Source organism: Thiothrix unzii, from assembly GCF_017901175.1.
Classification (GTDB): domain Bacteria; phylum Pseudomonadota; class Gammaproteobacteria; order Thiotrichales; family Thiotrichaceae; genus Thiothrix; species Thiothrix unzii.
Map to the genome: position 1 here is coordinate 2,977,652 of NZ_CP072793.1, position 26,009 is coordinate 3,003,660.

Sequence of the window (26,009 nt, forward strand, 5' to 3'; positions counted from 1 at the left end):
GAACGTGCCATGACCACCACCATCAATGACCTCAATGCAACGGTTGAAGCCCCCCGCCTGAAAGTCAACAAGGTTGATTCTGAAGCCTCAATGCGTTGGCTTAATGCCGGAATCAAGGATTTTAAAGCCGCGCCACTCGCCAGTATGACCTACGGCATGATTTACGTGGCACTAGGATTAGTGTTGGCATGGCTGTCTTGGGAAAATCCCATTTTCATCACTTCATTAGCCACTGGATTTTTAATCCTAGGGCCAATTGTTGCAGTCGGTTTTTACTGCATGAGCCGCACCTTGGAACAAGGCAAGCAACCCAGCGTCATGCAAGGGCTGGATGCCCTACGCTTTAATGCGTTCAGTCTGGTGAGTTTCGCGCTGGTATTAGGCGTATTAATGGGTATCTGGGCGGTACTGTCGTCGATTACTGTCGCGTTATTCTTTGACAACCTCACCATTACCGATCACTGGCTGGATACTTTGTTAGCGCATGAGCAATTTGTGCCGTTTTTGTTTGCCTACGTTTTTGGCGGTGGCTTAATTGCGGTGGTTGCCTTTGCGATCAGCGTGGTATCTGTACCGTTGATGACGGATAAACGGGTGGATTTCGTAACGGCAATTATCACCAGCGTAAAAGCAGTCATGGTCAACCCCGGTGTAATGCTCAGTTGGGCGTTTATTTTGGCAACGCTGATGTTCTTAGGGTTTATTTTCTTCTTCGTGGCGTTGGCGATTGCGTTACCGATTGCGGGTCACGCAAGCTGGCACGCTTACCGCGAGCTGATTACCGAAGAATAAACCCTATCGCTTAGGCAATGCCGTTTGGCGCAACATGTTAAACGTTATTGTCTCGGTGTTTTGGATGATATTACCCGCTGCATCATTCAATACCGCGAAAACCCGGTGCGTACCTACCGTTAGGTCATTGAGCGTGACGGTAGGTGTCACACCACTCCCCGCCTGTTTAGAATCCACGTACCATACAATGCCGTCCCCGCTTTTCAGACTGGGGGTTAATGCCACGCTGACATCCACACTGCCGGTATTACTGCGCACCGTTTCATCAGCCGTGGGTGAAGTGATTTTAAATTCGCTGTAAGCAGTTGCTTCTTCTGCGGCTTCAGGAGGCACTTCGGATGCAGGTGCTGCTTCTGCTGGCGCAGGTGATGAGGTAACAGCGGGTTCTGGTGCTGTGACTTTCGGGGCGTAACCATCCGCAATCGTCAGGGTGGGCAAATCCACCGCTTTTGCCCCGCTTTTCTTGGGTGGATTATCGCCGTAAACCACGCGCCCGGTTGCATCAACCCAACGGTAAACTTCCGCATGGGCAACAGACAAACTTATCCCTGACAGGAACAGCAGCAATAACACTGGATTACGCATAAGCCATTAGCAGTTTTGTAGTGAATGAGCTTTGAATTTTACGCCCACTTCAGAACTTATCCAACGCTTTGGCCTGACGTTCCATCCGGGAAATATCCCCAGCCATCGCCTGCAAGCGAGCGGCGGTATGTGCGGGCGTACCTGGTAAACGCGATGCCTGCTCTAAAGAGGCGCGAGCGTGTTTGTATTCACCCATGCGTAAACTGCGCTCCGCAGCGGATGCATAGGCTTCCGCACCCTGCCCTGCGGCTTCCGCAACCCGCTGACGCACTTCCAGAAATTCCAGACTGCTTAACTCTTGCAGACGGTGTTGACTCAGCAATTGCCAAGCCTGTGCGGCTTTCCCGGAAGCCAGCATCGCCTCTGCCAACGGTGCTAACACGCCTTCGTGACCCGGATGACTACGCGATAAAGGCAGCAACAAGGCTTCCGCCGCTTCGTATTGCCGCGCTTGATTGTGTGCCTGTGCCATCGCCAGCGTCACGGGTAACGCGCCCACACCACCACGTAACGCTTGTAATGCTGCCGGACTATTACCTGCGCGTAATTGGCGTAATGCCTGCGCGTATTGCGCGATATTGGCATTGCCCATCGCCTGAACCGGTGAACTAGGCGCAAGCAACGCCCGTAATTTTTCACGCGCATACAAGTAACTGACATCATCCGGCTGTTTTGCCCCGCCCATTTGTGCAGCACGACTGCGGGTATCGCTCACCCGGTCAAGGCTCAACGGATGGGTACGCACGTATTTGGTAATATTGCCGTAAAGCTTGTCATTGCTGCGCCGATCCAACTTTTCCAGAAAACTTGGCATTGCTCCCGGATCAAATCCCGCACCAGCAAGGATTTGCAAACCCACGCGATCGGCTTCCGCTTCTGCCTGACGACTAAAGGCTAATTGGCTATGCGCTTGTGCGGCAATCGTCCCGGTAATAATCGCCTCGCCTGCTTCAGGGTTTTTAGTCGCAGCTGCCGCCCCCGCTAACACCCCTAAACCGGTAAGCAACGGACTACCGCGTTGATCCGCGAGCATTCGGGCAATATGCCGCTGGGAAACGTGGGCAATTTCATGCGCCACCACCGCTGCCAATTCACTTTCCGAACTGGTATTAAGGATCAACCCTGAATGGATCACGATTACCCCACCGGGCATCGCGTAAGCGTTCATTTCCGGGTTTTTCGCAATCACGAAATAATATTGACCACCGTTGGGAGCGCGTGCCACCAAACGCTTACCCAAATTTTGCAGCCAAGTGCTTAATTCCGGGTCTTCAATGGTTGGATCGCTGCCGCGCACTTCGCGTAACAGTTTTAAACCAAGGTGGGATTCATTGGTGCTGCTCAACACACTGCTGGCAGGATCACCAAAATCAGGCAGCACAATCTGCGGTCGCTCCAAAGAGAGTTCCGCAAAAGCGGGGGATGCACCTGCCCACAGACAGGTGGCGATTATCAGGGTTAGGGCATGTTTTTTCATGCGCTAACTATAGCTCAAATGACGAAGCTTGACAGTCTACGCAATTACATTAGAATATAAGTATATTTTGATATTTGTCATAGGGACTGCAACGTCATGTTTGGGATTCGCGAGATTGATGCAACGGGTTTAAAGCAATTACTGGGTTCTGGCGAAAAAGTGCGTCTGATTGACGTGCGCTCTGCTTCAGAAGTCGCGCAAGGCATTATCGAAGGGTCGGAATTCATGCCATTGCATACCCTGCCAATGCGCATGAATGAGTTACCTAAAGACGAAACCATCGTGTTTTATTGCCGTAGTGGGGCGCGTTCGGCGCAAGCTTGCATGTTTTTAACCCAAAACACCGGTATTGAAGCCATTAACTTACGCGGCGGCATTATTTCCTGGTATCAAGCTGGGCAGAAGATCGTAGCACCGAACGCTGCCTAAATAAGAAAATTCTGTTATAGTGATTTTGTTATTTAGGAGGGGTGGGTCGACGCTGGCCCGCAAGTTATCATTTACTTGAGAGAGATTCTGAGCATGAAAAAACTGGCAATCATCGCAACCAAAGGTTCACTGGACTGGGGCTACCCACCGTTTATCTTAGCGTCAACAGCCGCTGCACTGGGTTACGAAGTACAGATTTTCTTCACATTCTACGGTCTGCAACTGCTGAACAAGAAGCTTGACCTGCAAGTGACTTCACTGGGCAACCCCGGTATGCCTATGCCTATGCCTATGCCAGTCCTGCTGCAAGCACTGCCGGGAATGCAGGGCATGATGACTGCCATGATGAAAAAGAAAATGGCAGACAAAGGCGTAGCTGATTTGGGCGAATTGCGCGATTTGTGTCAGGAAGCTGACGTGAAATTCGTTGCGTGCCAAATGACTGTTGACCTGTTTGAAATGGATCACACTCAGTTCATCGACGGCGTTGAATACGCAGGCGCGGCGATGTTCTTTGAATTCGCGGGCGAATCCGACATCTGCTTGTTCATCTAAGCCTTCAAGGTTATTGGACAGACATCAGAAAGCCGGGTATACCCGGCTTTTTGCTGTAAGGAAACCTACCATGAAAATTATGTTAATAAGCGGTAGCCACCGCATGAATTCCCAAAGTGAAAAAGTCGCGCACTACATGGCGCAATCTTTACTGGATAACGGGCAAGCCACTGCCACTGAAGTTTTCAGTTTAGCAGGTAATCCCCTGCCCTTATGGGATGAAGGCATCTGGAACGGCGATGCTGCATGGCAAGCCTTACTTAACCCTTTGTCGGAAAAATTGGCAGCCAGTGACGGTTTTGTGATTTTATCACCGGAATGGCACGGGCAAGTCCCGGCGGGGCTGAAAAATTTCTTTTTACTATGGGGCGCGGGCGAATTGGCGCATAAGCCAGCCCTCATTGTCAGCATTTCCTCGTCGGATGGGGGCGCGTATCCGGTGGCTGAATTGCGTATGAGCAGTTACAAAAACAACCGGATTTGCTACCTGCCTGAGCATTTGATCATCCGTAACGTTGAATCAGTACTCAATGCAGATGCATCCAAAAATAACCCGGAAACCGACCGCTACTTCCGTGAACGTATTGTTTACGCAGGCGGTATCCTCAGTGCTTATGCCAACGCGCTCAAGGGCGTGCGCGAATCCGGCATTACCCACTCGGACGTATTCCGCTTCGGTATGTAAAAGAGGCTTTATGCCATGTTAAAAACAGCAGCGATGGCTCCACAGCGGGTACTCAACCGCATTGGTCGTCTGAGCTATTTCCACGACGAGCGGCACGCGCAACGGCGCAATGAAATCCGCTGGTTGGTGGAAGAGTTTGTAGAAATTCCGGTGAAAAACCTACCACCCGCATTGGAAGGTTTCACCATTGTGCAATTAACCGATATGCACTTGCGGCCTTACACTCAAGTCGAACACATTGAACGTGCGGTGGAAAAAACCAACGCACTAAAACCCGACTTAGTGGTATTAACCGGCGATTACGTGTGGCACGACGCGCAAGACATCCTTGATCTCGTACCCGTATTAGCAAAACTGAATGCGCGGCACGGCATTTTTGCGGTGATGGGCAATCATGACATTAAAACTGACCCGGTGTTGATTGAGGAAACTTTTGAGCGACACGGCATTCCGGTAATGCGTAACTCAGGGCTGGATTTGCAACACGGCAACGGTGTATTCCATCTCGCGGGGATTGATGATGGCTGGTTGGGGCAACCGGACATTGCCACCACGCTGGATAAATTACGGGGCGACAAGCCGGTGATTTTACTGGCACATGAACCGGATATGATGGATTGGTATGCCGACGATAGTCGCATTTCCTTGCAGTTATCTGGGCATACTCATGGCGGACAGGTGCAGGTTTCACCGGGCAAGCCATTTATTCGCCCGTATTTAGGCCGAAAATACGTGCAAGGGCTATATCGGGTCAACCAGTCATGGGTTTACACCAGTCGCGGGATTGGGACAACCGGTGTGCCGTTACGGCGCAATTGTTCACCGGAAATTACCCATATTACGCTGGTGGCTGGTGATGGTTACAAGGCTGTAGCGTAACGTTTATCTGAAAGGCTTTGGAGATTATTGGCATTTGGGTAAACTGTCAGAAATAAAAAACTAAATGTATGCAAGGGGGCTTCCTGTCGTAGCTTCCATACCTTTTGTAAGCGCGGGCTTGCCGGGTGTACTGGCGGGTCTGAATAATTAAAAAAACAATGAGCTATCCGTGTGAATACCTCCGATTCCCAAACTACTATGCCTGAACTGGATCTGAGCGGTCTCAAAGTTGTCGTTGTCGATGACAGTAAGACTATCCTGCGAACAGCGGAAGTGCTCCTCGGTGAGCAAGGCTGCTGGGTAGTCACTGCCAGTGATGGCTTTGAATCCCTCGCTAAGATCGCCTCATTCAAACCGGATGTCATCTTTGTTGACATTATGATGCCGCGCTTGGATGGCTATCAAACCTGCGCCCTGATTAAGGCAAACCGTCAATACCGCGATATTCCGGTGATTATGCTTTCCAGTAAGGACAGCATTTTCGACATGGCACGCGGGCGGTTGGCAGGTTCGGATAAATACCTCACCAAGCCTTTTACTAAGCAGGATTTGCTGTCTGCTATCCAAACGCATGTCAAGCTCACCACCGCTGCTCCCGCCGCTTTGCCGGAAGGATAACTGTGTATGACCGCACCGCATGTGCTGATCATTGATGACTCGTTAGCTGAAACCCGCATTTTCACGGTATTACTGGAAAAGCATGGGTACAAAGTTAGCGTGGCCTGCAATGGTCAGGAAGGCATCCAAGTCGCGAAAGCACGTCAACCCGACGTGATTTTGATGGACGTGGTAATGCCGTTGCTTAATGGTTTTCAGGCAACTCGTGAACTGACGCGCTCCTCCGAAACTGCACACATTCCGATCATTGTATGCAGCTCGAAATCGGCTGATACCGACCGTCTGTGGGCAATGCGCCAAGGTGCGAAGGCTTACCTGGTGAAACCGGTTTCTGCCAATTTATTGCTCGATACGATAGCGCAATTCGTGCTGAGGAAAGGGCAACATGGCTAACCCGTATGAATTACTCGCAGGGTTAGCATTATTGCGTGAAAAGAAACGCCTGTCCCAGCAAAGCCATGAACTGGAGCTGCAAGAATGGTCGGGATTTAAAGTGCAAATAGGGTCACTGGTTTGCCTGATTCCGTGCGAACAGGTGGAAGAAGTGATGCTGCCCAACTCGGTATCTGTCGCCCGCAATGTGCCTGCGTGGGTATTGGGTGTGGCGTATTTTCGGGCGCAATTACTGACACTGGTGGATATGGCAAACCTGTTGCGCGGCGAACGCAAAACACCGGGAGCTTCTGCACGGGTATTTGTAATGCGCGGCAAACAAGAATGGTTCGGGCTGCAAGTCACCGCCTTTGACGGGGTGCGCCACATTTGGTCAGACACGCAAGAAGCCCCGATGCCACCGCATTTTGACGGCTCTTGGTTGCAATACGTGCGCCAATGGCTGGCACTAGAAGGCGAAACGGTCGCGGTCATCGACGCACAAAAACTGATTAGCACACTGGAAACCGGGGAGGTACGCGCATGACACTGTTAACATGGCAGCTACTCAGCGGTGGCTTGTTGGTGCTGGTGTTGATACTGGCAATTTTACTGGCACGCTTACAACGCCAAACCCGCTTGCAGGCCAAAGGCGGTAGTCAACAACAGCAAAAAGCCATTATGCGCTTGCTGGATGAAATGGGTTCATTAGCTGACGGCGATTTAACCATGCGTGCTACGGTATCGGAAGACGTAACCGGCGCGATTGCGGATGCGGTCAATTACGCGGTGGATGCCTTGCGTAATTTGGTGGTGCGGATGGATGCGACTTCGCACCGCTTAACCCGCTTTGCACAAGATGCTGACGGACGGGTTAACCAATTAGCCGAGGCCAGCACACGTCAGGCACGCGACATTGCAGTAGCGAGTACCGCGATTGCCACCATGACGCAATCCATTCAAAAGGTCTCACGCAATGCGTCCAGCTCGGCAGAAGTAGCCCGCAAATCGCAGGAAATTTCCCAAGCGGGGGCAAAAACGGTACGCGCCACCATTGAAGACATGGTAGCCATCCGTGAACAAATTCAGGCCACCTCCAAACGTTTGAAACGTTTAGGGGAAAGCTCACAGGAAGTCGGCGACATTGTGCGTCTGATGAATGAGATTGCCGAACAGACCAATATTCTGGCGTTAAATGCCTCGATTCAAACCACTGCGGGTGCATCCACCGGCAACAGTGGTGGGTTCCGGCGTTTGGCGGATGAAATGCAGCAATTGGCGCAACAAGCGGCAGGTGCTTCACGCAAAATTGACGTGCTGATTCGTACCATGCAAGCGGATACGCACGAAGTTATGGCTTCGATGGAAGAAACCACCGCGAAAGTGGTGGACGGGGCACGCAATGCCGGAGCCGCAGGGGACGCGCTCGACGAAGTAGAAAACGTGACCATCGGACTGGTACGGTTAATCGGGAATATTTCCGAAGCAGCCGGTAAACAGACCGACATGGCAGGGCAAGTCAGCTCTACCATGCAGGCCATTCAGGAAACCACGTTACAAACCGCGCAATACAGTCAGGAAACCCGCAGCCTCGTGGCGAACCTGAATGCAACCGCGATGGACTTACGTGCTGCCATTGCGGGCTTCAATCTGGCAGAAGAAAAAAGATAATGACAGGTGACATATGATTTCGGATAAATCAAGTTTAGCAAGCCGTCTTGGCTGGATTATCGGTGAGCTAGAACCTGCCATTGAGCAGGCACGCGAATTGTTCGCCCAATACACCCAGCCCAATGACGGCGGGGAACTCAGCTCATGCCGCGAGGCTTGTCGCCAGATTTGGGGCGTATTGGATGTGTTGGGTGCAGATGGCGCGAATATGCTCGCTAAAGAGCTGGTAGCGTTACTTGACGCATTGATTCAACACAAAGTCAGCAATGTGAATGCCGCGCAAGAAGCCGCTGCGGAAGGTTTGCTGCAATTGTCCGAATACCTCAAACACTTGCAAGACGGTTACGCCGATTTGCCGGTTGTGGTGTTACCGACGCTAAATAACCTGCGGGCAGCACGTGATGCAGCATTGTTATCCGAACATTTGGTGTTTTTACCCGAAGCCGGTCACGCGACTGATGCACAAATTGGCACGGATGAATTCATTAGCCTAACCGCTGATCGTCTGCAACAAGTAACGACCAAATTGCGCTTTTATTTCCAGAAAGCCTTACTGGGATGGTTTAAAAGCGAACACGCCCCACGGATGTTGCAAGCGACAGGCAAAGTTTCCAACAACTTACTGGTTTTGAGCCAAGCGCAACGCTTACGCGCATTATGGTGGATTACCGGCGCACTCAGCGAATCGCTCGAACAAGGCCGCTTAGAACACAGCGTTGCTATCAAAATGTTAATGGGGCGGATTGAGCGCGAAATCCGTCGCTTTGGTGAAGTCGGCGAAGCCAGCTTTGACCGCAGCCTGCCAGATGAATTGCTCAAAAACCTGTTGTATTACATCGGTCTTGCCGAATCTGGCAGCGAACAAACCGACAAGGTAAAAGCCGCCTACCATCTGGATTTATACTTGCCGCAAGGCGAAACGCTGGAGCAATTGCGCCAACATTACGCCACACCTGGACGTGATTTATGGCACGCCGTAGCGCATTCGGTTATCGAAGAACTCAAAGGCTTGCAAACCACCCTCGAAGGAATGCAGGACGAAGCGCGTCAACCGGAATTACTGCGTAAACTTGCCGACAAAACCTCGCACATCGCAGGCACGCTGGGCATGATTGGCCTTGGACAAGCAGCGGAATTAACCCGCTTGTTAGGCGATGCATTAATGGGCAAAAAAGAACGCCAGGAAGAGCAAACGCTGGACGATTTGTTGCACATCAGCACCCATTACGTGCGTTTGGAAAAAGTACTGGAAGAGTACGCCCGTACCGGTTTTGACACGACTGAAACAGTGTTCAGTTCCGGGCATGAAGGCCAAGACCCCGGCAGCGCACGCAGTTTAATGCGTACTGCGCAAACCGAACTCAATAAAGCACAAACGCGGATTATTGCGTTCTACAAGGAAGGTTGGGCATTTTATTACCTTGAGGAAGTTATTACCTCACTGGAAAGTATCAGCGGCGCACTCAATATCATGGAAGCGCAGGAATTACTGCCACTGGTAGATACCTCATTGCGCTACCTGCGGGAAGATTTATTAGCCCGTCAACGCCAACCTTCACCCGAAGAATTAGCCACCTTTGCTGATGTGTTAACCCTGACAGAAGCCGCGTTATCTGCACGTCTGCAAGATGAGGATTACCTCAGTTTGCTACCGACGGGTTATGAAAAACTCGGCGAGCTGGATCGGCATAGTGACGTAGCCTTACTGGATAACCTTGATTTGGATGCCCTGACACAAGAAGTCGAGGCAAAAAAAAAAGCGAAACATTACGTTATGCCGACGCTTTACCAACGTTTACGCCAGTCGAACCCCTAGCGCAAACGCCGATACAAGCACAGGCAGCAGCTCCAGCCGCGCCACCGGAACCGCTACCTTCGCCGCCGCCCGCCCTCCCGTTGGTGGTCGAGCCGAGTATAACGCCTACCCCAGAAGCACCGGTTTCTCCGCCCTCCCCCAGTCTGCGTGATGCACTAGGGGAGGAGATTTATGAAATCTTCACGGAAGAAGTCAGTGAAATCATTGCCGCGTTAAGCGAGCTTTACCCTCAATGGGATCAAGCACGTAACGACCGGGGTTTATTGGGTGAAATCCGCCGGGGCTTCCACACCCTCAAGGGCAGTGGGCGCATGGCGGGCGCGTTTGCGTTGGGTGATTTCGCATGGGCGCATGAAAGCTTGCTTAACAATGTGTTAGGCGGGCAACTCGCCGCAGACGACCGGATGTCAGCACAATTGTTAGCCGCAATTCAGGAATTGCAGGCGCGTCCGGTATTTTTCCAGAACGCACAAACTAAAGACGCGGGCGTTATCGCAGCGATTGCGGAAGCTGAAGCGATTTTGGCGGGCAAACCCAGCCCCGCAGCGGCGGCTTTGACACTGGCACAACATCTTGAGAATGTTACGTCTACCGATGACACACCTGTCGTTGTCGAAACATTTGAAGTAGAAAGCATTGAACCCGAAATCGCGGCAGACCCTGCGGAAACGCTCAGCTTTATCGAGTTTATCGAGCCAGAAATCACTGTCAGTGAACCAGAAAGTCCTGAAATCATTGATGAACAAGCAGCTCAAGCTGAACAAGAAGCCGATACCCAGCTAATCTGGCAATTTTTCTGGGAAGAGTTCCCGGAACAAATTCGGGCATTGGATCAGCACCTGCAATACTTGCAGCAACACCCCGCAGATCAAGACACCTTGCGCGAATTGGAGCGCGAATTCCACACCCTCAAAGGCGGCGCACGCATGGCGCAACTCACCCGCCTTGCCGATATTAGCCATGATGCCGAAACCTTGTTGGCGCATTTGCCTGCCAGCGGCGCGGATGTTGCCAGTCTCGACACCTTGCAACAAGCCATTGATCAATTGCACAGCGTTGCCGAACAAGCACGCAGCAAACCTGCGCCAACAACACCGCTGCCAGAGGTAACTGCACCCGCAGCCAGCACCTCGGAAACAGTTACCGAAACCATCACCCCGGCGGATAGCAGCGCGGGCACTTTGCCCTCCTTACCGCCACTGCCTGCATTGGGTGCGCCTTGGCTTAAAGTCAGCAATGACACTCAAGAATTCGCCAGTTTGCTGGAACAAGTGCTTGCTGAACAAGCTGATACCCTGCCAGACATTCAGGTATTGAGTAACGCCAGCGCGACAGAACAGCCGCAGCCAAGCACGCACGATGCCAGCACTAATGCTAATCATCACGAAACCATCCGCCTGCCCGCGCTGTTTGTGGACAACCTGATTGAACGCATTGTCGGTTTAAATGTTCAGCAGGTGCGCATGACCGAACACTTCAACAGCATGAGTGTGGATGTCGAGGAATTAGGCCGCACCGTAGCGCGTTTACGCCAGCAAGTGCGGACTCTCGAACTCGAAAGCGAAGCGCAAATTCACGACGGACGCAGCCAGCGCAGCGGCACGATTGCCCACAGCAGTGGCGCGGAATTTGACCCACTGGAAATGGATCAATACGCGGAAATTCAGCGTATTTCACGCTCATTAGCCGAAAGTTTGAACGATTTAGTCAATATCGAAGCTGATCTTTCCACCCAAGTGCGTAAGGGTGAACAGCTTTTACAGGAAGACATGCGCACCACGCGCCACATCCAGCAAGATTTACTCGATACCCGCTTGGTGGCACTTACCATGTTGGTTCCGCGTTTACGGCGTTTGACCCGCCAAACCGCAAGCGAACTGGGCAAACAAGCGGTATTGGAAGTCGAAGGCGAAGAATGCGAACTCGACCGTAACCTGTTGCAAAACATGACCGCACCGCTGGAACACCTGATCCGTAACGCAGTTTCGCACGGGATTGAAACGCCCGAAGAGCGCGAACAACAAGGCAAACCGCGTAACGGGCGCATTACCCTGAGCGTCAGCCGTGATGATGCGGAAATTATTATCCGTTTCCGCGATGATGGGCGCGGCTTGGATCGTAAACAATTACGCCAACGCGGCCTGGAACTCGGCTTAATCAAACCGCAGGACACCTTGCCGGATAACGAGCTGGATCGGTTAATTTTGCGCCCCGGTTTTACCACTGCAAAAAGCATCAGCCAAATCGCAGGGCGTGGCATCGGCATGGACGTGGTGAATTCGGAACTCAAAGCTTTGGGCGGCAGCCTGCAAATCGAATCGCGCCCCCAGCAAGGGGTGGAATTCATTATGCGCCTGCCCTTCACTTTGATCGTAAACCCGGTGTTATTAGCCGAGGTGGAAGGTCAAACCTTTGCATTACCGATTAGCGGGATTCAGGGCTTGGCACGCATTTCCGGGGCAGACCTTGAAAAAGCCCTGCAAAGCGACATCGCGCAAGTGGATTTCGCGGATGAACGTTACTCACTGCAAATGTTAGCCGAACCCTTGGGTGCGCACACTGCACCCGTGTTGGCAGCGGAAGAGATGTTCCCGGTCGTGTTTTACAAACTGCAAGAACACAATATTGCGTGGATCATCGGGCATATCCAAGGGCGGCGCGAAGTCGTATTGCAACCGCTGGGCGTGCTGTTCAAGGATTGCCGCTTGTATTCCGCCGCGACACTATCACCGGATGGCAGTGTATTCCTCGTACCTGATATGGCAGAACTGGCGCGGCGCGTGAGTGTCGGACACGCGGCTTCAACCAGCACCACCGTAACACCGGATACACCGAGCGGAACCGCACGGGTATTAGTGGTGGACGATTCCATCACGGTGCGGCGCGTGACCGAAAAATTCCTGCATAGCCAAGAATACACTGTCAGCACCGCCAAAGACGGTATGGATGCACTCGAACAAATCGGTGAATTCCTGCCCGACGTGATTTTGCTGGATATTGAAATGCCGCGCATGGACGGTTTTGAATTGCTGGGGCATTTACGCCGCGATCCGCAATGGCAACGCCTGCCCGTGGTGATGATCAGCTCACGCACTGCACAACGCCACCGCGAACACGCAATGTCACTCGGAGCCAGCGATTTCCTTGGCAAACCTTACCAAAATGAAATGTTGCTCAGTACCTTACAAAATCTCCTGAACAACGGTCACGCGAACGATGGGGAGCGCGTTTCAGCATGAAAAACGAACAAAACCAACCCTTACCAGCGATTAAATGCCTGATTGTACGCCTGCAAAAAGCCAGCTTATTGCTGCCACTCAACCTAATGGCGGAACTGGTGGATGGCAATCAATTAAGCCCGTCAACCCACCCCGGCGTGGAAGGCTGGTTGCAATGGCGTAACCGCCAAATTCCGGTAGTATCGCTGGAATCATTGTGTATGTTAGAGGATGAAACCCTCAGCAATGAAGGCAAGTGCTTAATCTTACACACCTTATCACCGATGGCGGGGCTGCCGTTTATTGCGCTGCGGGTGCGCGGTGGTTTGAATACGCTGGAAATCTTGCCCGATACCTTACGCGACGACCACAGCGGCAATGTGCAACGCTGCCCTTACGTGGCACGGCAAGTGCGAGCCTCACATTTACTGTGCTTTATTCCTGATATGCCTGCGATTGAAGCGGTTCTGGCGGAAATTTTGCAATTAAGTGCTGAACAACCGCACGCCCCGTTAAATGAGAGTCAGGGATAACAGCAGCAACACCACCAAAGTAATGCCGAATGCGGCATTCACGGTGTTGTACTTACTCATGTGACGATCCATGAACACGGCTTTTTCAGCGGTATTACGCATCAGTTCCAAACGCGTTTGCACATTCAGGGTTTCGGGTTTCTCGTAAGTTTCCTTACCGCCCTTGAGGTTGATCAATGGAATCAACATGCTGATATTGAGGTGCGCCTGAATCGCATCTTGGGTCGGACTTTCGTAGTCGACTGCCCAAGGTGCGGCGTATTCAAAGGCTTCCAGCAGGAACATTTCCCGCATTTTTTCCTGAGAGTCTTTGATTAATTGACGATTCACTTTCAACGCTTTTTCAAGATCGTCGAGTGGCATCATCGGCATCGGTGCGGACATGTGAACGTAGTAGTCACGTTCGCGTATCGTGACTTTCACCGTGCCCGCGTAGTTGCTTGGTAATGCAATTGGATTATTATTAGCCATAGTCGGTACATTCCACATTATGTGGTTGAATTATTAGTATCTATTTGATTGCGCTGGCTTGCGTGCCCCATACACAGCCCAGCTTCAGCGCGATGACCTACTGGTCGTTATCATACCCCAAGGCGGGGCAATCTCCAAACAAGCGTGCCCCACCAGCGGCTTACAGTTTTGAGGTATTGGGTGGAAATAAGTTCATTTTTTGTGATGCGCTCAGTGCATCCAGCTCACCAACCAAGGCAGAATCACCGAAGCCGTAAACGCCGACAATGCCATCGCCAACCCCGCGAACGCCCCCATTTCCGCACTCACCTGAAACGCTCGTGCCGTGCCAATTCCGTGTGCCGCCACCCCCATCGCGATACCGCGCACGCTATCATCACGAATCCGCAACAGATCAAACCATTTCGTGCCAAACACCGCCCCAACAACGCCCGTCATTACCACCAGCACGGCGGTTAACGACGGGATGCCACCGATACGTTCTGCAATCCCCATTGCCACCGGAGCGGTTACAGATTTGGGTGCAAGTGAAAGTAAAATTTGCGCATCCGCACCCAATAGCCACGCGATACCTACCGCACTTATCCCGCCAACCGTTACTCCCACCAGCAGCGCAACTAATACCGGCAACCATAACGCTTTCAACTTACCCACTTGCCGATACAATGGAATCGCCAACGCCACCGTTGCAGGCCCCAGCAGGAAATGCACAAATTGCCCGCCTTCAAAATAATCCTGATACGAGGTATCCGTCAGCACCAACAAGGTAATCAGCAATAGCACCGCCGTCACTACCGGATTCAGTAAAGGATTCGACTTCCCCCACAAATACACCCGGTAAGCAATCCCGTAAGCAATCAAGGTCATGGTCAAACCAAACAACGGCGAAGCGGACAGGTAAACCCAAATTTGTTCCAAATGCGTATCAGGATTCACGCGCTGCCCCCTTGCCCAACAAGCGTTGCATTGCCTGCATCACCAACGCTGTGACCGCCAGCGTAATGAGTGTCCCCACCACTAAAGCCGCAATAATCGGCAACCACGCCTCACCCATGCGCCCCGCGTGTACCATGACACCGACTCCTGCCGGTACAAATAGCAGTGACAAATGGCTCAGCAACGCACTCGCTGCCGGTTCCACCACCGGCTCCACGCGCTTGCGCAATAACAAGGTGATAAACAACAACATCATCCCCAACACTGGCCCCGGCACGGGCAAATGCAGCACGCGCGTACTCACCTCGCCCACCAGTTGATACACCAGCAACAGCGTCATGCCATTGAGAAAATTAGAAACCATACAAAAACCTCACACGCCAGCTACGCATAATCGTCACACGCCACACTGCATGGCACGGAGTTGGGAGAATCCAGCCTGATCGCGGTTAACTGCCCACCCCAAACGCAGCCAGTATCCAACGCAATCACTTGCGCGTCATTGTAATATCCCAAAGTGGACCAATGCCCGAATACAACTTTTACCCCCAAAGACTGGCGTTGTGGGTATAAAAACCACGGTATCAGCGTTAGTTTTCTAATATCAGTCGGCAAATAATCGCGGGGATGCCCTTTCGCATCAAAATCCAGACTGCCATCCAAACGGCAATAACGCATTCGGGTAAACGCATTCAAAATGTAACGGTGGCGTTCAAACAGCGTTGCTTGCGCGTCCCACTTATCGGGTTGATCGCCATAAACTTGCGTTAACCACTCGTGGGGGTTGGGTGCTGCCAAGTGTTGCTTTACTTCACGAGCGCACGCCTGCGCTGTCGTAAGATTCCACTGGGGTGAAATACCCGCGTGGCACAGCGCATACCCCAATGCCGCATCCACATGCAATACCGGACGCTGCGCTAACCAGTGCATCAATTCAGGGTAATCAGGGGCTTCCACCAAGGCTTTAAGACTTTTATGCGGCTTACGCAAACCGTGAAATGCAGCCAACAAACTGATGTCGTGATTGCCCAATACCGATACCGCCGCAGTCCCCAGCGAACGTACCAAACGCAAGGTTTCCAGCGAATGTTTACCACGATTCACCAAATCACCCGCGAACCACAAGGTATCTGCACCGGGGTCAAAACGTAATTTATCCAGCAGTCGCAGCAAGGGTTTATAACAACCCTGAAGATCGCCAATCGCGTAAATTGCCATGTACGTTTCCTATGCATCACCAAAAAATAATCACCAAAAACCGTGCTATCAGCACTTTATCATCGCACTAACGTGTGAAAAAACGCTGAATGCCACCCAACACACTGGAATTTCCTCTTACCCCATGCTTCAAGATGTTTTACAATCGCCCCCTTACCGCAACTTCTTGCGCTTTTCTTTGAGATCTGGACAAATGACTGACTTAACACTTTACCGGAATATCGGCATTTTCGCCCACGTTGACGCGGGCAAAACCACCACGACCGAACGTATCCTGAAACTCACCGGCAAAATTCATAAGCTGGGTGAAGTTCATGATGGCGCATCGACAATGGACTTCATGGCGCAGGAAGCTGAGCGCGGGATCACCATCCAGTCGGCAGCGACCACCTGTTTCTGGAAAGGTCACCGCTTCAACGTTATCGACACTCCAGGGCACGTTGACTTCACCATCGAAGTTTACCGTTCCTTGAAAGTTCTTGATGGCGGCGTGGGCGTATTCTGCGGTTCCGGCGGTGTTGAGCCACAATCAGAAACCAACTGGCGTTATGCGAATGACTCCGGCGTTGCCCGTGTTATTTATATCAATAAACTCGACCGTATTGGTGCTGACTACTACCGCGTTGTCAAACAGGTAGAAGACGTACTCGGCGCACGCCCCATGCCAATGACATTACCGATCGGTCTGGAAGACAACTTCGTGGGTGTGGTTGACCTGTTAACCCGTAAAGCATGGGTATGGGACAGCTCCGGTGACCCGATGAAGTACACCATTGAAGACGTTCCGGCAGATATGGAAGCTCTGGTGGATGAATGGCGTGAAAAGCTAATCGAAATGGCGGTTGAGCAAGACGACGACCTGATGGAAATGTATCTCGGTGGTGAAGAACCCGCCTTGGAAGACATCAAGCGTTGCATCCGCAAAGGCACGATCAATTTGGACTTCTTCCCAACATTTGCTGGCTCTTCCTTTAAAAACAAAGGCGTGCAGTTGGTGTTGGACGGCGTGGTTGACTACCTGCCAAGCCCGATTGACGTAAAACCACAGCCTGAAGTTGACTTGGAAGGTAACCCGACTGGCGAATTCGCTATCGTTGATGCGAACCGTCCGCTGCGTGCTTTGGCGTTCAAAATCATGGACGACAAATACGGCGCATTGACCTTTACCCGTATTTATTCTGGTACGCTGAAAACCGGCGACACCATCCTCAACACTTTCACCGGCAAAACCGAACGGGTTGGGCGCATGGTGGAAATGCACGCGGATGATGCGAATTCCATCGACTTCGCGCAAGCCGGTGACATTATCGCACTGGTTGGTCTGAAAAACGTACAGACTGGTCATACCTTGTGTGACCCGAAAAGCCCAGCGACACTTGAACCGATGGTGTTCCCTGATCCGGTTATCTCCATCGCTATCTCACCGAAGAACAAAGCCGGTGCAGAAAAAATGGGTATCGCCCTCAACAAAATGGCGAAAGAAGACCCGTCTTTCCGCATTGAAACTGACCAAGAAACCAATGAAACCATCCTCAAAGGCATGGGCGAATTGCACTTGGACATCAAAGTCGACATCTTGCTGCGTACTCACGGTGTGGAAGTTAACGTCGGTAAACCACAGGTTGCTTACCGCGAATCCATTACCCAGCGCGTTGAAGACAGCTATACCCACAAGAAGCAGTCCGGTGGTTCTGGTCAATACGGTAAGATCGACTACACCATCGAGCCGGGTGAACCAGGTACGGGTTATGTGTTTGAATCCGTGGTCGTTGGTGGTTCCGTACCACGCGAATTCTGGCCTGCGGTCGACAAAGGTTTCAAAGACAGCATGGGCAAAGGTCCACTCGCTGGCTACCCGGTCGTTGACGTGAAATTCACCTTGCGCGAAGGTGGTTTCCACGCGGTTGACTCCTCAGCCATTGCGTTTGAAATTGCGGCGAAAGGCGGCTTCCGTCAAACCATGCCTAAAGCTGGCCCGCAAATTCTTGAGCCAATCATGAAAGTTGACGTATTCGCACCAGATTCTCACGTCGGTGACGTAATCGGTGACTTGAACCGTCGCCGTGCGATGATCAAATCCCAAGATGCCGCGCCTATCGGTGCACGCATTAAGGCAGAAGCGCCGCTGTCTGAAATGTTTGGTTACATCGGTTCACTGCGTACCATGACTTCGGGTCGTGGTCAGTTCTCGATGGAATTCTCACATTATGCGGCTTGCCCGAAATCGGTTTCCGATCAGGTCATCAAAGAAGCGCAAGAACGTAAGAAAGCGTTGGACGCTGAGAAGTAATTCTTTTCACTGTTCCAGCTCAAAAATCCCCGCCCCGGCGGGGATTTTTTATTGGTGCGTACCTCACGCCACAATCCCAGAACTACGGTATACTTTGCCTACGAAAAACCCAATAGGCAGCCAACCCCGTGGTCAATGGACAAGTTATTCTCAAACACGGACGCGATAAAAACGTCCGCGCCCATCACCCGTGGGTATTTTCCGGCGCGGTCGATAAAGTCAAAGGCAAACCACTATCCGGTGAAAGCGTGGAAGTACGCACTGCCAGCGGTGATTTACTCGGCATCGGTGCATGGTCGCCTGCTTCACAAATTCAGGTGCGGTTGTGGTCTTTCACTGATGCAACCATTGACCGCGATTTTTTCGTGCAACGCATTCAGCAAGCGTTGGCTTACCGGCAAGCATTGGGCATTCCACAACACAGCTCAGGCTACCGTTTAATCAATGCCGAATCCGACGGTTTGCCCGGTGTGGTGGTTGACGTATTCGGCGACTGGCTGATTATGCAAGCCCTCACTGCTGGCGCGGAATATTGGAAACACACCATCGCTGAAGCCTTACTCAGCCTGATTCCGGCGCAGGGCGTGTACGAACGTTCCGATGTGGAAGTGCGTAAAAAGGAAGGGTTAACCACCACCGTTGGCGTACTCAACGGCGCAACCCCGCCGCCATTTATTGATATTCACGAGCATCAACGCCATTACCGTGTCGACGTTATCAATGGTCACAAAACCGGCTTTTACCTTGATCAACGCGATAATCGCAGCTTGTTGCAACACTACGCGCAGGATAAAACCGTTTTAAACTGTTTTTCTTACACGGGCGGGTTTTCGATTGCGGCTTTGCACGGCGGCGCGAGTCATGCTACCAATATTGACGCTTCCCAACCAGCCTTGGATTTAGCCGCAGATGCCGCCACACTGAATGGTTTCGCCGCTGATCGTATGGAAAATATTTGCGGTGATGTGTTCAAATTATTGCGCGAATACCGTAACGAAGGCCGTCAGTTCGATGTGGTAGTGCTTGACCCACCCAAGTTTGCGGAAAGCCGTAACCAATTGGAAAAAGCTGCACGCGGTTACAAAGACATCAATTTACTCGGCTTTAAATTGCTACGTCCGGGCGGTTTATTATTCACTTTTTCCTGTTCGGGCTTGATGGAAAGCGCGTTATTCCAGAAAATAGTCGCTGATGCTGCTGTCGATGCCGGATGTGATGCGCGGATTCTCCACAAGTTGGATCAAGCCACCGACCATCCGACACGCTTGGCATTCCCCGAAGGCTATTATTTGAAGGGATTGGTATGTCAGAAGTAGAAACCACCACCACGGAACAACCTTCCACCAAACAACGCCTGTTGGAACTATTCCAAAAACTATTGCCGCTGGTAGACAGCGTTTCGGACAAAATCCGCTTTGCCGCCCTGCTGGGCTTGGGGCTGGATATTTGGATTTTCGTGTGGCTGTATTTCATCAAGCAATTCTCAGCCAGCAGTTCCCTGATTGTCACTGGGGTATTATTGCTGCCAGTCTTAGTCCTATTGCGGTTTTGGTGGGCGTTGGAAGAAATCAAAGACCTGCCCACGATTGCCGGACGCATGATGGAGGACGCGAAAGGTGAAATCCGTGAAACTGTGCAAAGCATTCATGCAGGGCAAGCCCAAAAACTGAGCTTTCTTGGGTCGGCGAAAAGCTTGTGGAGCATTGGCTCAATGGCAGGCGAAGCACGGGAATTGCTCGGCTCTTACATTAGCATTGGCACCTTAGCAAACCCATTCACGCTGATTCTCGGCGCATTGTCGCTGGTCGGGGTATTAGGCATGACGCTACTGGGGTTCGTCATGTTAATGCTCACCCTATTCTGAGCACGCCAATCAGCCAATTGCACCGAATCTGCACTGACTGACACGGCATTTCCACATCCCCCGCATCGAATCTCCACCTGACCTGCTTATAGTGGGTCAAATCACGCATAACAAGGAGATTCCCATGCATAGCCGCCGTTTTTACCTCAAATTTGCCGCCATTGCGATTCTGATGGTGTTTTTGCTGATTCCGCAAAGTGTCATTCTCGATTTAGTAAGTGAACGCGCAAGCTGGCGTGAACAAGCCTATCAAAGCATCGGGCAAAGTTGGCCGGGGGAACAAACCCTCGCAGGCCCGGTACTGGTGATTCCTTACACGCTCACTTATAACCGCAAAGAAACCGCCAAAGATGCCAAAGGCGTGGTGCGTGAAACCCTGCACGAGGAAAAACTTAGCGACGCACTGCATCTGTTACCCAAGCAATTGCTGATTAACAGCAAACTCGATAGCAGCGTGCGTTCTCGCGGCATTTACGGCGTGCCGGTCTACAACAGTGCCATGCAAGTCAGCGGCGAATTCAATAATCAGGCGGTACTGGATTTACTCGCGGAAAATCCTGATAAGAAATTTCAGTGGGAAAAACCGTATCTGTCAGTCATGGTGCGTGATCAGCGTGGCATTGCCCGCCCACCCAGTTTGCAATGGTCAGGCTCTGCACTGGCGTTTCAACCGGGCAGCAATTTATCCGGGAGCAATGCCGCCGCCGGAATGCACGCCAAACTGCCTGCATTAATCGTGGATGCTCCGAGTCGTTTAGCATTTGCGTTTGACCTTGAACTCAACGGAATGCGGGCAATGAATTTCGCGCTGCTTTCGGAAGATACCGAAGTAAAACTGCAATCCAACTGGGCAAGCCCCAGCTTTACGGGTGAATTGTTGCCCAGCAAGCGCGAGATCAGCGACAGCGGTTTTAGCGCACAATGGCACGCTTCTTCGTTTTCTTTTAACGTCAGTGGCGCGATGGAACAATGCCGTAAAGGTGAGTGCGCCAGCTTGCTGGATCGGGCAGTGGGTTTCAGCTTGTTACAGCCGGTGGATGTTTACCAGCAAGCCGAACGCAGTGTGAAATACGCTTTATTGTTCATTGTGCTGACCTTTGGGGTGTTGATTTTGTTTGAACTGTTGAAAAAACTCCCGATTCATCCGGTGCAATACACTTTGGTCGGCTTCGCGCTGTTGGTGTTTTACCTGTTATTGGTATCGTTGTCAGAACACTTGGCTTTCTGGCTGGCTTACACCACCGCCGGATTCGCCAGCACTGGGTTATTGACGCTGTATTTCGGGAGCATTTTACACAGCCGTAAATTGGGGTTGCTGCTTGGCTCTGGTTTGGCGGGGCTTTACGCCTTGCTGTATATGATTTTGCAGGCAGAAGAAAACGCTTTGCTGATGGGCAGCGTGTTAATTTTCGTGGTCTTAGCGGTGTTGATGCTGGCAACTCGCCACTTTGACTGGTACGCCTTAACAGCGGGTAATCACAATGGCGGCGAAAAGCCACCGATTACCTGTTACAATAAGTCGCAAAATCAAGACTGTAACGACGAGGCTACCTCATGAGACAAACCACTGTACCACGCCGCCGCACCATTTTACTCATTCTGGATGGTGTTGGCGTAAACCCTAGCAAAAAGTTCAATGCGGTACACGAGGCTAATACCCCGAAACTTGACAGCTATTTTGGCAGATACCCGCACACCACGCTGCAAGCTTCCGGGCGTGCAGTGGGCTTGCCGGATGGACAGATGGGCAACTCCGAAGTCGGGCATATGACCATTGGTTGCGGCATGATTCTTAAGCAGGATTTAGTGCGAATTGATGATGCGATTGAAGATGGCAGCTTTGCCCGCAACCATTCTCTGATCAATGCCATCAATAATGCCAAGCGTGAAAATCGCCCATTGCACCTGTTGGGGCTGGTCTCCGATGGCGGAGTGCATAGCCACCTCAACCACCTGATTGCGTTACTCAAAGCGTGCATGGAACATAATGTTAAACCGGTGTTGCACGTTATTACTGACGGACGTGATACCGCACCGAATGTTGCCAAATCGTTTTTGCGCCATGTATTGAACGTAATGGATATGACTGGCGGGGAAATTGCCACCATTACCGGACGCTTTTACGCAATGGATCGTGACAACCGCTGGGAACGCACCAAAGTCGCGTGGGATGCGATGGTACACGGTATTGGCACACCCGCAACCGATGCGATGCAAGCAGTGGATGACGCTTACGCCGCCGGGGAAACTGACGAATTTATTAAACCGCGCATCCTGCCCAATGCCGAACGCATCCAAAGCAATGACAGCGTATTGTTTTTCAACTTCCGCAATGACCGCCCGCGCCAAACGGCAAAAGCCCTTGCGGATGAAAACTTTGACGGTTTTGAGCGGGGCGACTTCGAGCCAGTATCGCTCACCACCATGACCGAATATGACAAACGCTTGCTTGCGCCAGTTATTTTTCCGCCCGAACGCCCTGCTACCAATTTGGCACAAATCATCAGTCTGGCAGGTTTAAAGCAATTGCACTGCGCGGAAACTGAAAAGTACGCCCACGTAACCTTCTTTTTCAACGGCGGACGCGAACGCACTTACGCCGGGGAAGAGCGCGTGGTAATCCCGTCGCCCAAGGTCGAAACTTACGATCAGCAACCGGAAATGAGCGCGAAACAAGTCGCTGACACCGTGATTGATGCAATTGAAAACGACAAATATTGCTTTATCGTGGCGAATTTTGCCAACGGCGATATGGTGGGACACACCGCGATTCGCGATGCCATTATCCAAGCCGTGGAAGTTCTTGATCACGAAGCAGGACGGGTATTGGATGCAGCAATCGCACGCGATTACTCAGTGATTGTCACCGCCGACCACGGCAACTGCGACGAATACGTTGACCCGTTAACCGGCGGCCCCAACCCGCAACACACGGTTTACCCCGTGCCGTGCCTGATTATCGACAAATCCAACTGGCGATTGTCGACCGAAGGCGGTTTAAGCAACCTCGCCCCTACGGTATTACACCTGATGGGCTTGCCCAAACCGGATACTATGAAAGGTAAAACCTTGTTGCTGGAAGAAATTCCACTCGGTCAAAGTGCTGTTGGCACGTATTAAACCTTGAACCGTAGAGACGCAAAATCTTGCGTCTCTACAATCCATCAACCGTTTAAAGGTTTACCCTCCATTCGGGATAATCAACACTGGCACTTTGCTATGTTGCGTTACCGTCCGCGCCGTTGACCCCAGCATGGTATGCCCACTCGCTTGGCGCGTATGGCTACCGATCACGATTAAATCCACCCCGTGGGTTTCCGCGTAATGGTTAATCACATCCGCCGGATTGCCCGCACTGACCACGATTTTATCCAGCAATTCATCCTTATCCTTACAGATGTCATCCTCTTCGGCACAGTAGTTTTTCAAGCGTTCACGCATGGTTTCAATTACTTGATTCATGCTTTCCTGCTCAATGTCGTGGATTTCCTTGCCCGGCATGTACATCGACAAAATCGCTGTTCCGGTCGAACCAATCGGCGCGACCGCGTGCAGCATAATGATTTTCGCCTTATGAATCCGTGCCAAATTGATCGCCTGCCGGAACACTGGGCGCATGTGCGTGCCCAGATTGGTGGCGTACAAAATGGTTTGGAACGGTTTTATTTCACTCATCATAGATTCCTTACAACATGCCCATCAAGCGTGGCAACCACAAGCTGATGGCGGGTACATACGTGACCAACACCAAGAACCCCAACATGGTCAACAACCAAGGCCAGACCGCAATGGTCAGCTCGGTAATCCCCATTTTGGTAATCCCCGACGCCACGTACAGGTTCAAACCCACCGGCGGATGGCACATGCCCACTTCCATATTTACCACCATCAGAATGCCGAAATGCACCGGATCAATCCCCAGCTTCATCGCCATTGGGAACAAAATCGGCGCGAAAATCAGCACGATGCTGGACGGTTCCATGAAGTTACCCGCCATCAACAGCAGCACATTCACCGCTAACAGGAAGATGATCGGCCCCATGCCTTGCGCCAACATCCACTCCGCCAAGGATTGTGGAATTTGCTCATTGGTCATAATGAACGAGAACATGACCGCGTTGGTGATGATGTACAGCAACATCGCCGACATGCTGGCAGAATTCAGCAGCACTTTCGGCACATCCTTCAAACCCATGTCCTTGTAGACGAACACCGCCACGATAAACGCATACACCGCACTCATCGCCGCCGCTTCGGTTGGGGTGAAGATGCCGGTGTAAATCCCGCCCATCACCACCACGATCAACAATAAGCCCCACATGGACTCGCGGAACGCTTTCGCACGCATTGCAAAACTGGCTTTAGGTTGACGCGGGTAATTATTTTTCCGCGCCCGATGCCAAGTGGTTAAGCCCAAAAACATCGCCAGCAAAAAGCCGGGGACAACCCCCGCCATGAACAGCGCACCCACCGAGGTATTGGTTGCCACCGAATACATAACCATCACGATGGACGGCGGAATCAAAATCCCCAACGCACCCGACGTGGTAATAACACCCGCACCAAATTGCTTAGGGAAACCTGCTTTTACCATCGCAGGCAGCAAAATTGCCCCAATCGCCACCACGGTTGCAGGGCTAGAACCGGACACTGCCGCGAACAACGCACAAGCCAATACGCCCGCCAAACCCAAGCCGCCGTGCCAATGCCCGACCATGGCTGAGGCAAACACAATCATGCGTTTCGCCACCCCCCCGTGCGTGAGGAAATTGCCCGCGAGGATAAAAAACGGAATCGCCATGATCTCGAACTTCTCAATGCCGGTGAACAGCTTCAACGCCACCGCCTCAATCGGCACAGATGTCATGGTAAACAAGAAGGTCAATACCGTCAGACCGAGCGCGATTGAAATCGGCATCCCGGTCAACATCAGCATAATTAACAAGCCAAAAATGATTAATGCGCTCATGGTTTTTGCTCCACGACGGGGAAGGGTTCAAGCTCATCCAACCCGTCCACATGCCCGTGGTCGTGGTGGGGCAAATCGCCCGTGCGCCAGAAATTCAGCAGCACTTGCACAAAACGGAAGCACATTAAGGACGAACCCAACGGCACAGCCATGTACACTATCCATGTCGGCCATTCGAGGTCAGGGGTGGTGGGGCCTTCGTAATGACCAGCGGCATCCATCCCCAACGCATTCAGGGCAACATACGCCAACCCGTTTTCCCACACCATGCGAGCACCCAACATAGCCACAATCCCGGTAAACAAAATACCGGCGGAAAGTGCCACGCTGGTCATAATGCGTTGCCTATCCGGTGACAAGCGATTCACCAGCACATCCACCCCAACGTGAATGCCTTGACGCACCCCGTAAGCCGCGCCAAATTTCGCCATCCACACGAACATAATAATGCACAGTTCCTGCGCCCAGCCCATGTTAATGTCGAGTAAAAAATCCTGAAACGCACCCAGCGGAAAACCGGAGGCGTAGCGATGCACCACTGCCACAAAAATCACAATCGTGGCGGCAGCAATCAAAAACGTAATCAATATTTCTTCGAGATGATCGAGCCACTTCATACATTTCTCCTCCA

26 protein-coding genes are annotated in these 26,009 nt (G+C 51.9%); 17 read left to right on the plus strand and 9 right to left on the minus strand.

Annotated elements, in window-relative coordinates; all coding sequences use genetic code 11:
• The first annotated feature begins 9 nt into the window (after positions 1 to 9).
• The gene (locus tag J9260_RS14890) at positions 10 to 792 is read left to right on the plus strand and encodes a DUF2189 domain-containing protein (RefSeq protein ID WP_210218503.1); all 783 of its coding nucleotides are present in this window, start codon (positions 10 to 12) and stop codon (positions 790 to 792) included.
• A 3-nt stretch (positions 793 to 795) separates the two neighbouring features.
• Here the strand turns inward: J9260_RS14890 and J9260_RS14895 are convergent, their stop codons facing one another.
• Both J9260_RS14895 and J9260_RS14900 read right to left on the minus strand, forming a co-directional pair.
• Positions 796 to 1,377 carry a DUF4124 domain-containing protein gene (locus J9260_RS14895; protein ID WP_210218504.1) on the minus strand — a complete coding sequence of 194 codons (582 nt, stop codon included), beginning with the start codon at positions 1,375 to 1,377 and terminating at the stop codon, positions 796 to 798.
• Between the two features lie 49 nt (positions 1,378 to 1,426).
• Positions 1,427 to 2,854, minus strand: coding sequence for a M48 family metalloprotease (locus J9260_RS14900; protein ID WP_210218505.1), 1,428 nt, complete (start codon positions 2,852 to 2,854; stop codon positions 1,427 to 1,429).
• Positions 2,855 to 2,950: 96 nt separating this feature from the next.
• Between J9260_RS14900 and J9260_RS14905 the strand changes: the two genes are divergently transcribed.
• From J9260_RS14905 to J9260_RS14955, 11 genes are all read left to right on the plus strand, one after another.
• The gene (locus J9260_RS14905) at positions 2,951 to 3,283 is read left to right on the plus strand and encodes a rhodanese-like domain-containing protein (RefSeq protein WP_210218506.1); all 333 of its coding nucleotides are present in this window, start codon (positions 2,951 to 2,953) and stop codon (positions 3,281 to 3,283) included.
• A gap of 93 nt (positions 3,284 to 3,376) precedes the next feature.
• Positions 3,377 to 3,838 (plus strand): sulfur carrier protein DsrE2, encoded by a 462-nt coding sequence (dsrE2, locus tag J9260_RS14910; RefSeq protein WP_210218507.1) that lies wholly within the window; start codon positions 3,377 to 3,379, stop codon positions 3,836 to 3,838.
• Positions 3,839 to 3,908: 70 nt separating this feature from the next.
• Positions 3,909 to 4,523, plus strand: coding sequence for an NADPH-dependent FMN reductase (locus J9260_RS14915; protein ID WP_210218508.1), 615 nt, complete (start codon positions 3,909 to 3,911; stop codon positions 4,521 to 4,523).
• A gap of 15 nt (positions 4,524 to 4,538) precedes the next feature.
• Positions 4,539 to 5,402, plus strand: a complete 864-nt coding sequence (locus J9260_RS14920; protein ID WP_210218509.1) for a metallophosphoesterase — start codon at positions 4,539 to 4,541, stop codon at positions 5,400 to 5,402.
• Positions 5,403 to 5,573: 171 nt separating this feature from the next.
• On the plus strand, positions 5,574 to 6,020 hold the full coding sequence (locus tag J9260_RS14925; protein WP_425520096.1) for a response regulator: 447 nt from the start codon (positions 5,574 to 5,576) through the stop codon (positions 6,018 to 6,020).
• A 6-nt stretch (positions 6,021 to 6,026) separates the two neighbouring features.
• On the plus strand, positions 6,027 to 6,413 hold the full coding sequence (locus J9260_RS14930; RefSeq protein ID WP_210218510.1) for a response regulator: 387 nt from the start codon (positions 6,027 to 6,029) through the stop codon (positions 6,411 to 6,413).
• A complete protein-coding gene (locus tag J9260_RS14935) occupies positions 6,406 to 6,939 on the plus strand; it encodes a chemotaxis protein CheW (protein ID WP_210218511.1) in 534 nt (177 codons plus the stop codon). Before J9260_RS14930 ends, J9260_RS14935 begins: the two co-directional genes overlap by 8 nt.
• Positions 6,936 to 8,063: a methyl-accepting chemotaxis protein gene (locus J9260_RS14940; RefSeq protein ID WP_210218512.1), complete on the plus strand. Its 1,128-nt coding sequence runs from the start codon at positions 6,936 to 6,938 to the stop codon at positions 8,061 to 8,063. The genes J9260_RS14935 and J9260_RS14940 overlap by 4 nt, the downstream gene beginning before the upstream one ends.
• Positions 8,064 to 8,076: 13 nt before the next feature.
• A complete protein-coding gene (locus J9260_RS14945) occupies positions 8,077 to 9,879 on the plus strand; it encodes a FimL-related protein (RefSeq protein ID WP_210218513.1) in 1,803 nt (600 codons plus the stop codon).
• An 83-nt stretch (positions 9,880 to 9,962) separates the two neighbouring features.
• Positions 9,963 to 13,118, plus strand: a complete 3,156-nt coding sequence (locus J9260_RS14950; protein WP_210218514.1) for a hybrid sensor histidine kinase/response regulator — start codon at positions 9,963 to 9,965, stop codon at positions 13,116 to 13,118.
• Entirely contained in the window at positions 13,115 to 13,630 is a 516-nt protein-coding gene (locus J9260_RS14955) for a chemotaxis protein CheW (protein WP_210218515.1), read from the plus strand. Before J9260_RS14950 ends, J9260_RS14955 begins: the two co-directional genes overlap by 4 nt.
• Here J9260_RS14955 and J9260_RS14960 read toward each other — a convergent pair.
• From J9260_RS14960 to J9260_RS14975, 4 genes are all read right to left on the minus strand, one after another.
• Complete coding sequence (locus tag J9260_RS14960) at positions 13,610 to 14,101, minus strand: hypothetical protein (RefSeq protein ID WP_210218516.1); 492 nt, start codon at positions 14,099 to 14,101, stop codon at positions 13,610 to 13,612. The genes J9260_RS14955 and J9260_RS14960 overlap by 21 nt on opposite strands.
• Positions 14,102 to 14,311: 210 nt before the next feature.
• Positions 14,312 to 15,037, minus strand: coding sequence for an LrgB family protein (locus J9260_RS14965; RefSeq protein WP_246499468.1), 726 nt, complete (start codon positions 15,035 to 15,037; stop codon positions 14,312 to 14,314).
• Positions 15,027 to 15,401, minus strand: a complete 375-nt coding sequence (locus tag J9260_RS14970) for a CidA/LrgA family protein (protein ID WP_210218517.1) — start codon at positions 15,399 to 15,401, stop codon at positions 15,027 to 15,029. Before J9260_RS14970 ends, J9260_RS14965 begins: the two co-directional genes overlap by 11 nt.
• A 20-nt stretch (positions 15,402 to 15,421) precedes the next feature.
• Positions 15,422 to 16,255 (minus strand): symmetrical bis(5'-nucleosyl)-tetraphosphatase, encoded by an 834-nt coding sequence (locus tag J9260_RS14975; protein ID WP_210218518.1) that lies wholly within the window; start codon positions 16,253 to 16,255, stop codon positions 15,422 to 15,424.
• 193 nt (positions 16,256 to 16,448) lie between these two features.
• Between J9260_RS14975 and fusA the strand changes: the two genes are divergently transcribed.
• The 5 genes from fusA to gpmI all read left to right on the plus strand — a co-directional run bounded on the left by fusA (position 16,449) and on the right by gpmI (position 23,529).
• Positions 16,449 to 18,545: an elongation factor G gene (fusA, locus tag J9260_RS14980; protein ID WP_210218519.1), complete on the plus strand. Its 2,097-nt coding sequence runs from the start codon at positions 16,449 to 16,451 to the stop codon at positions 18,543 to 18,545.
• Positions 18,546 to 18,673: 128 nt separating this feature from the next.
• Complete coding sequence (locus J9260_RS14985) at positions 18,674 to 19,861, plus strand: class I SAM-dependent rRNA methyltransferase (protein ID WP_210218520.1); 1,188 nt, start codon at positions 18,674 to 18,676, stop codon at positions 19,859 to 19,861.
• Positions 19,849 to 20,409: a hypothetical protein gene (locus tag J9260_RS14990; RefSeq protein ID WP_210218521.1), complete on the plus strand. Its 561-nt coding sequence runs from the start codon at positions 19,849 to 19,851 to the stop codon at positions 20,407 to 20,409. Before J9260_RS14985 ends, J9260_RS14990 begins: the two co-directional genes overlap by 13 nt.
• A gap of 124 nt (positions 20,410 to 20,533) precedes the next feature.
• Positions 20,534 to 21,967 (plus strand): cell envelope integrity protein CreD, encoded by a 1,434-nt coding sequence (creD, locus tag J9260_RS14995; protein ID WP_210218522.1) that lies wholly within the window; start codon positions 20,534 to 20,536, stop codon positions 21,965 to 21,967.
• Positions 21,964 to 23,529: a 2,3-bisphosphoglycerate-independent phosphoglycerate mutase gene (gene gpmI, locus J9260_RS15000; protein ID WP_210218523.1), complete on the plus strand. Its 1,566-nt coding sequence runs from the start codon at positions 21,964 to 21,966 to the stop codon at positions 23,527 to 23,529. Before creD ends, gpmI begins: the two co-directional genes overlap by 4 nt.
• A gap of 60 nt (positions 23,530 to 23,589) precedes the next feature.
• On the opposite strand, the gene J9260_RS15005 is transcribed toward gpmI, so the two are convergent.
• The 3 genes from J9260_RS15005 to J9260_RS15015 are packed head-to-tail and all read right to left on the minus strand — an operon-like array spanning position 23,590 to position 25,995.
• Positions 23,590 to 24,084, minus strand: a complete 495-nt coding sequence (locus tag J9260_RS15005; RefSeq protein WP_210218524.1) for a universal stress protein — start codon at positions 24,082 to 24,084, stop codon at positions 23,590 to 23,592.
• A gap of 10 nt (positions 24,085 to 24,094) precedes the next feature.
• Positions 24,095 to 25,378 carry a TRAP transporter large permease gene (locus J9260_RS15010; RefSeq protein WP_210218525.1) on the minus strand — a complete coding sequence of 428 codons (1,284 nt, stop codon included), beginning with the start codon at positions 25,376 to 25,378 and terminating at the stop codon, positions 24,095 to 24,097.
• Positions 25,375 to 25,995, minus strand: coding sequence for a TRAP transporter small permease (locus J9260_RS15015; RefSeq protein ID WP_210218526.1), 621 nt, complete (start codon positions 25,993 to 25,995; stop codon positions 25,375 to 25,377). Before J9260_RS15015 ends, J9260_RS15010 begins: the two co-directional genes overlap by 4 nt.
• Positions 25,996 to 26,009 lie beyond the last annotated feature (14 nt).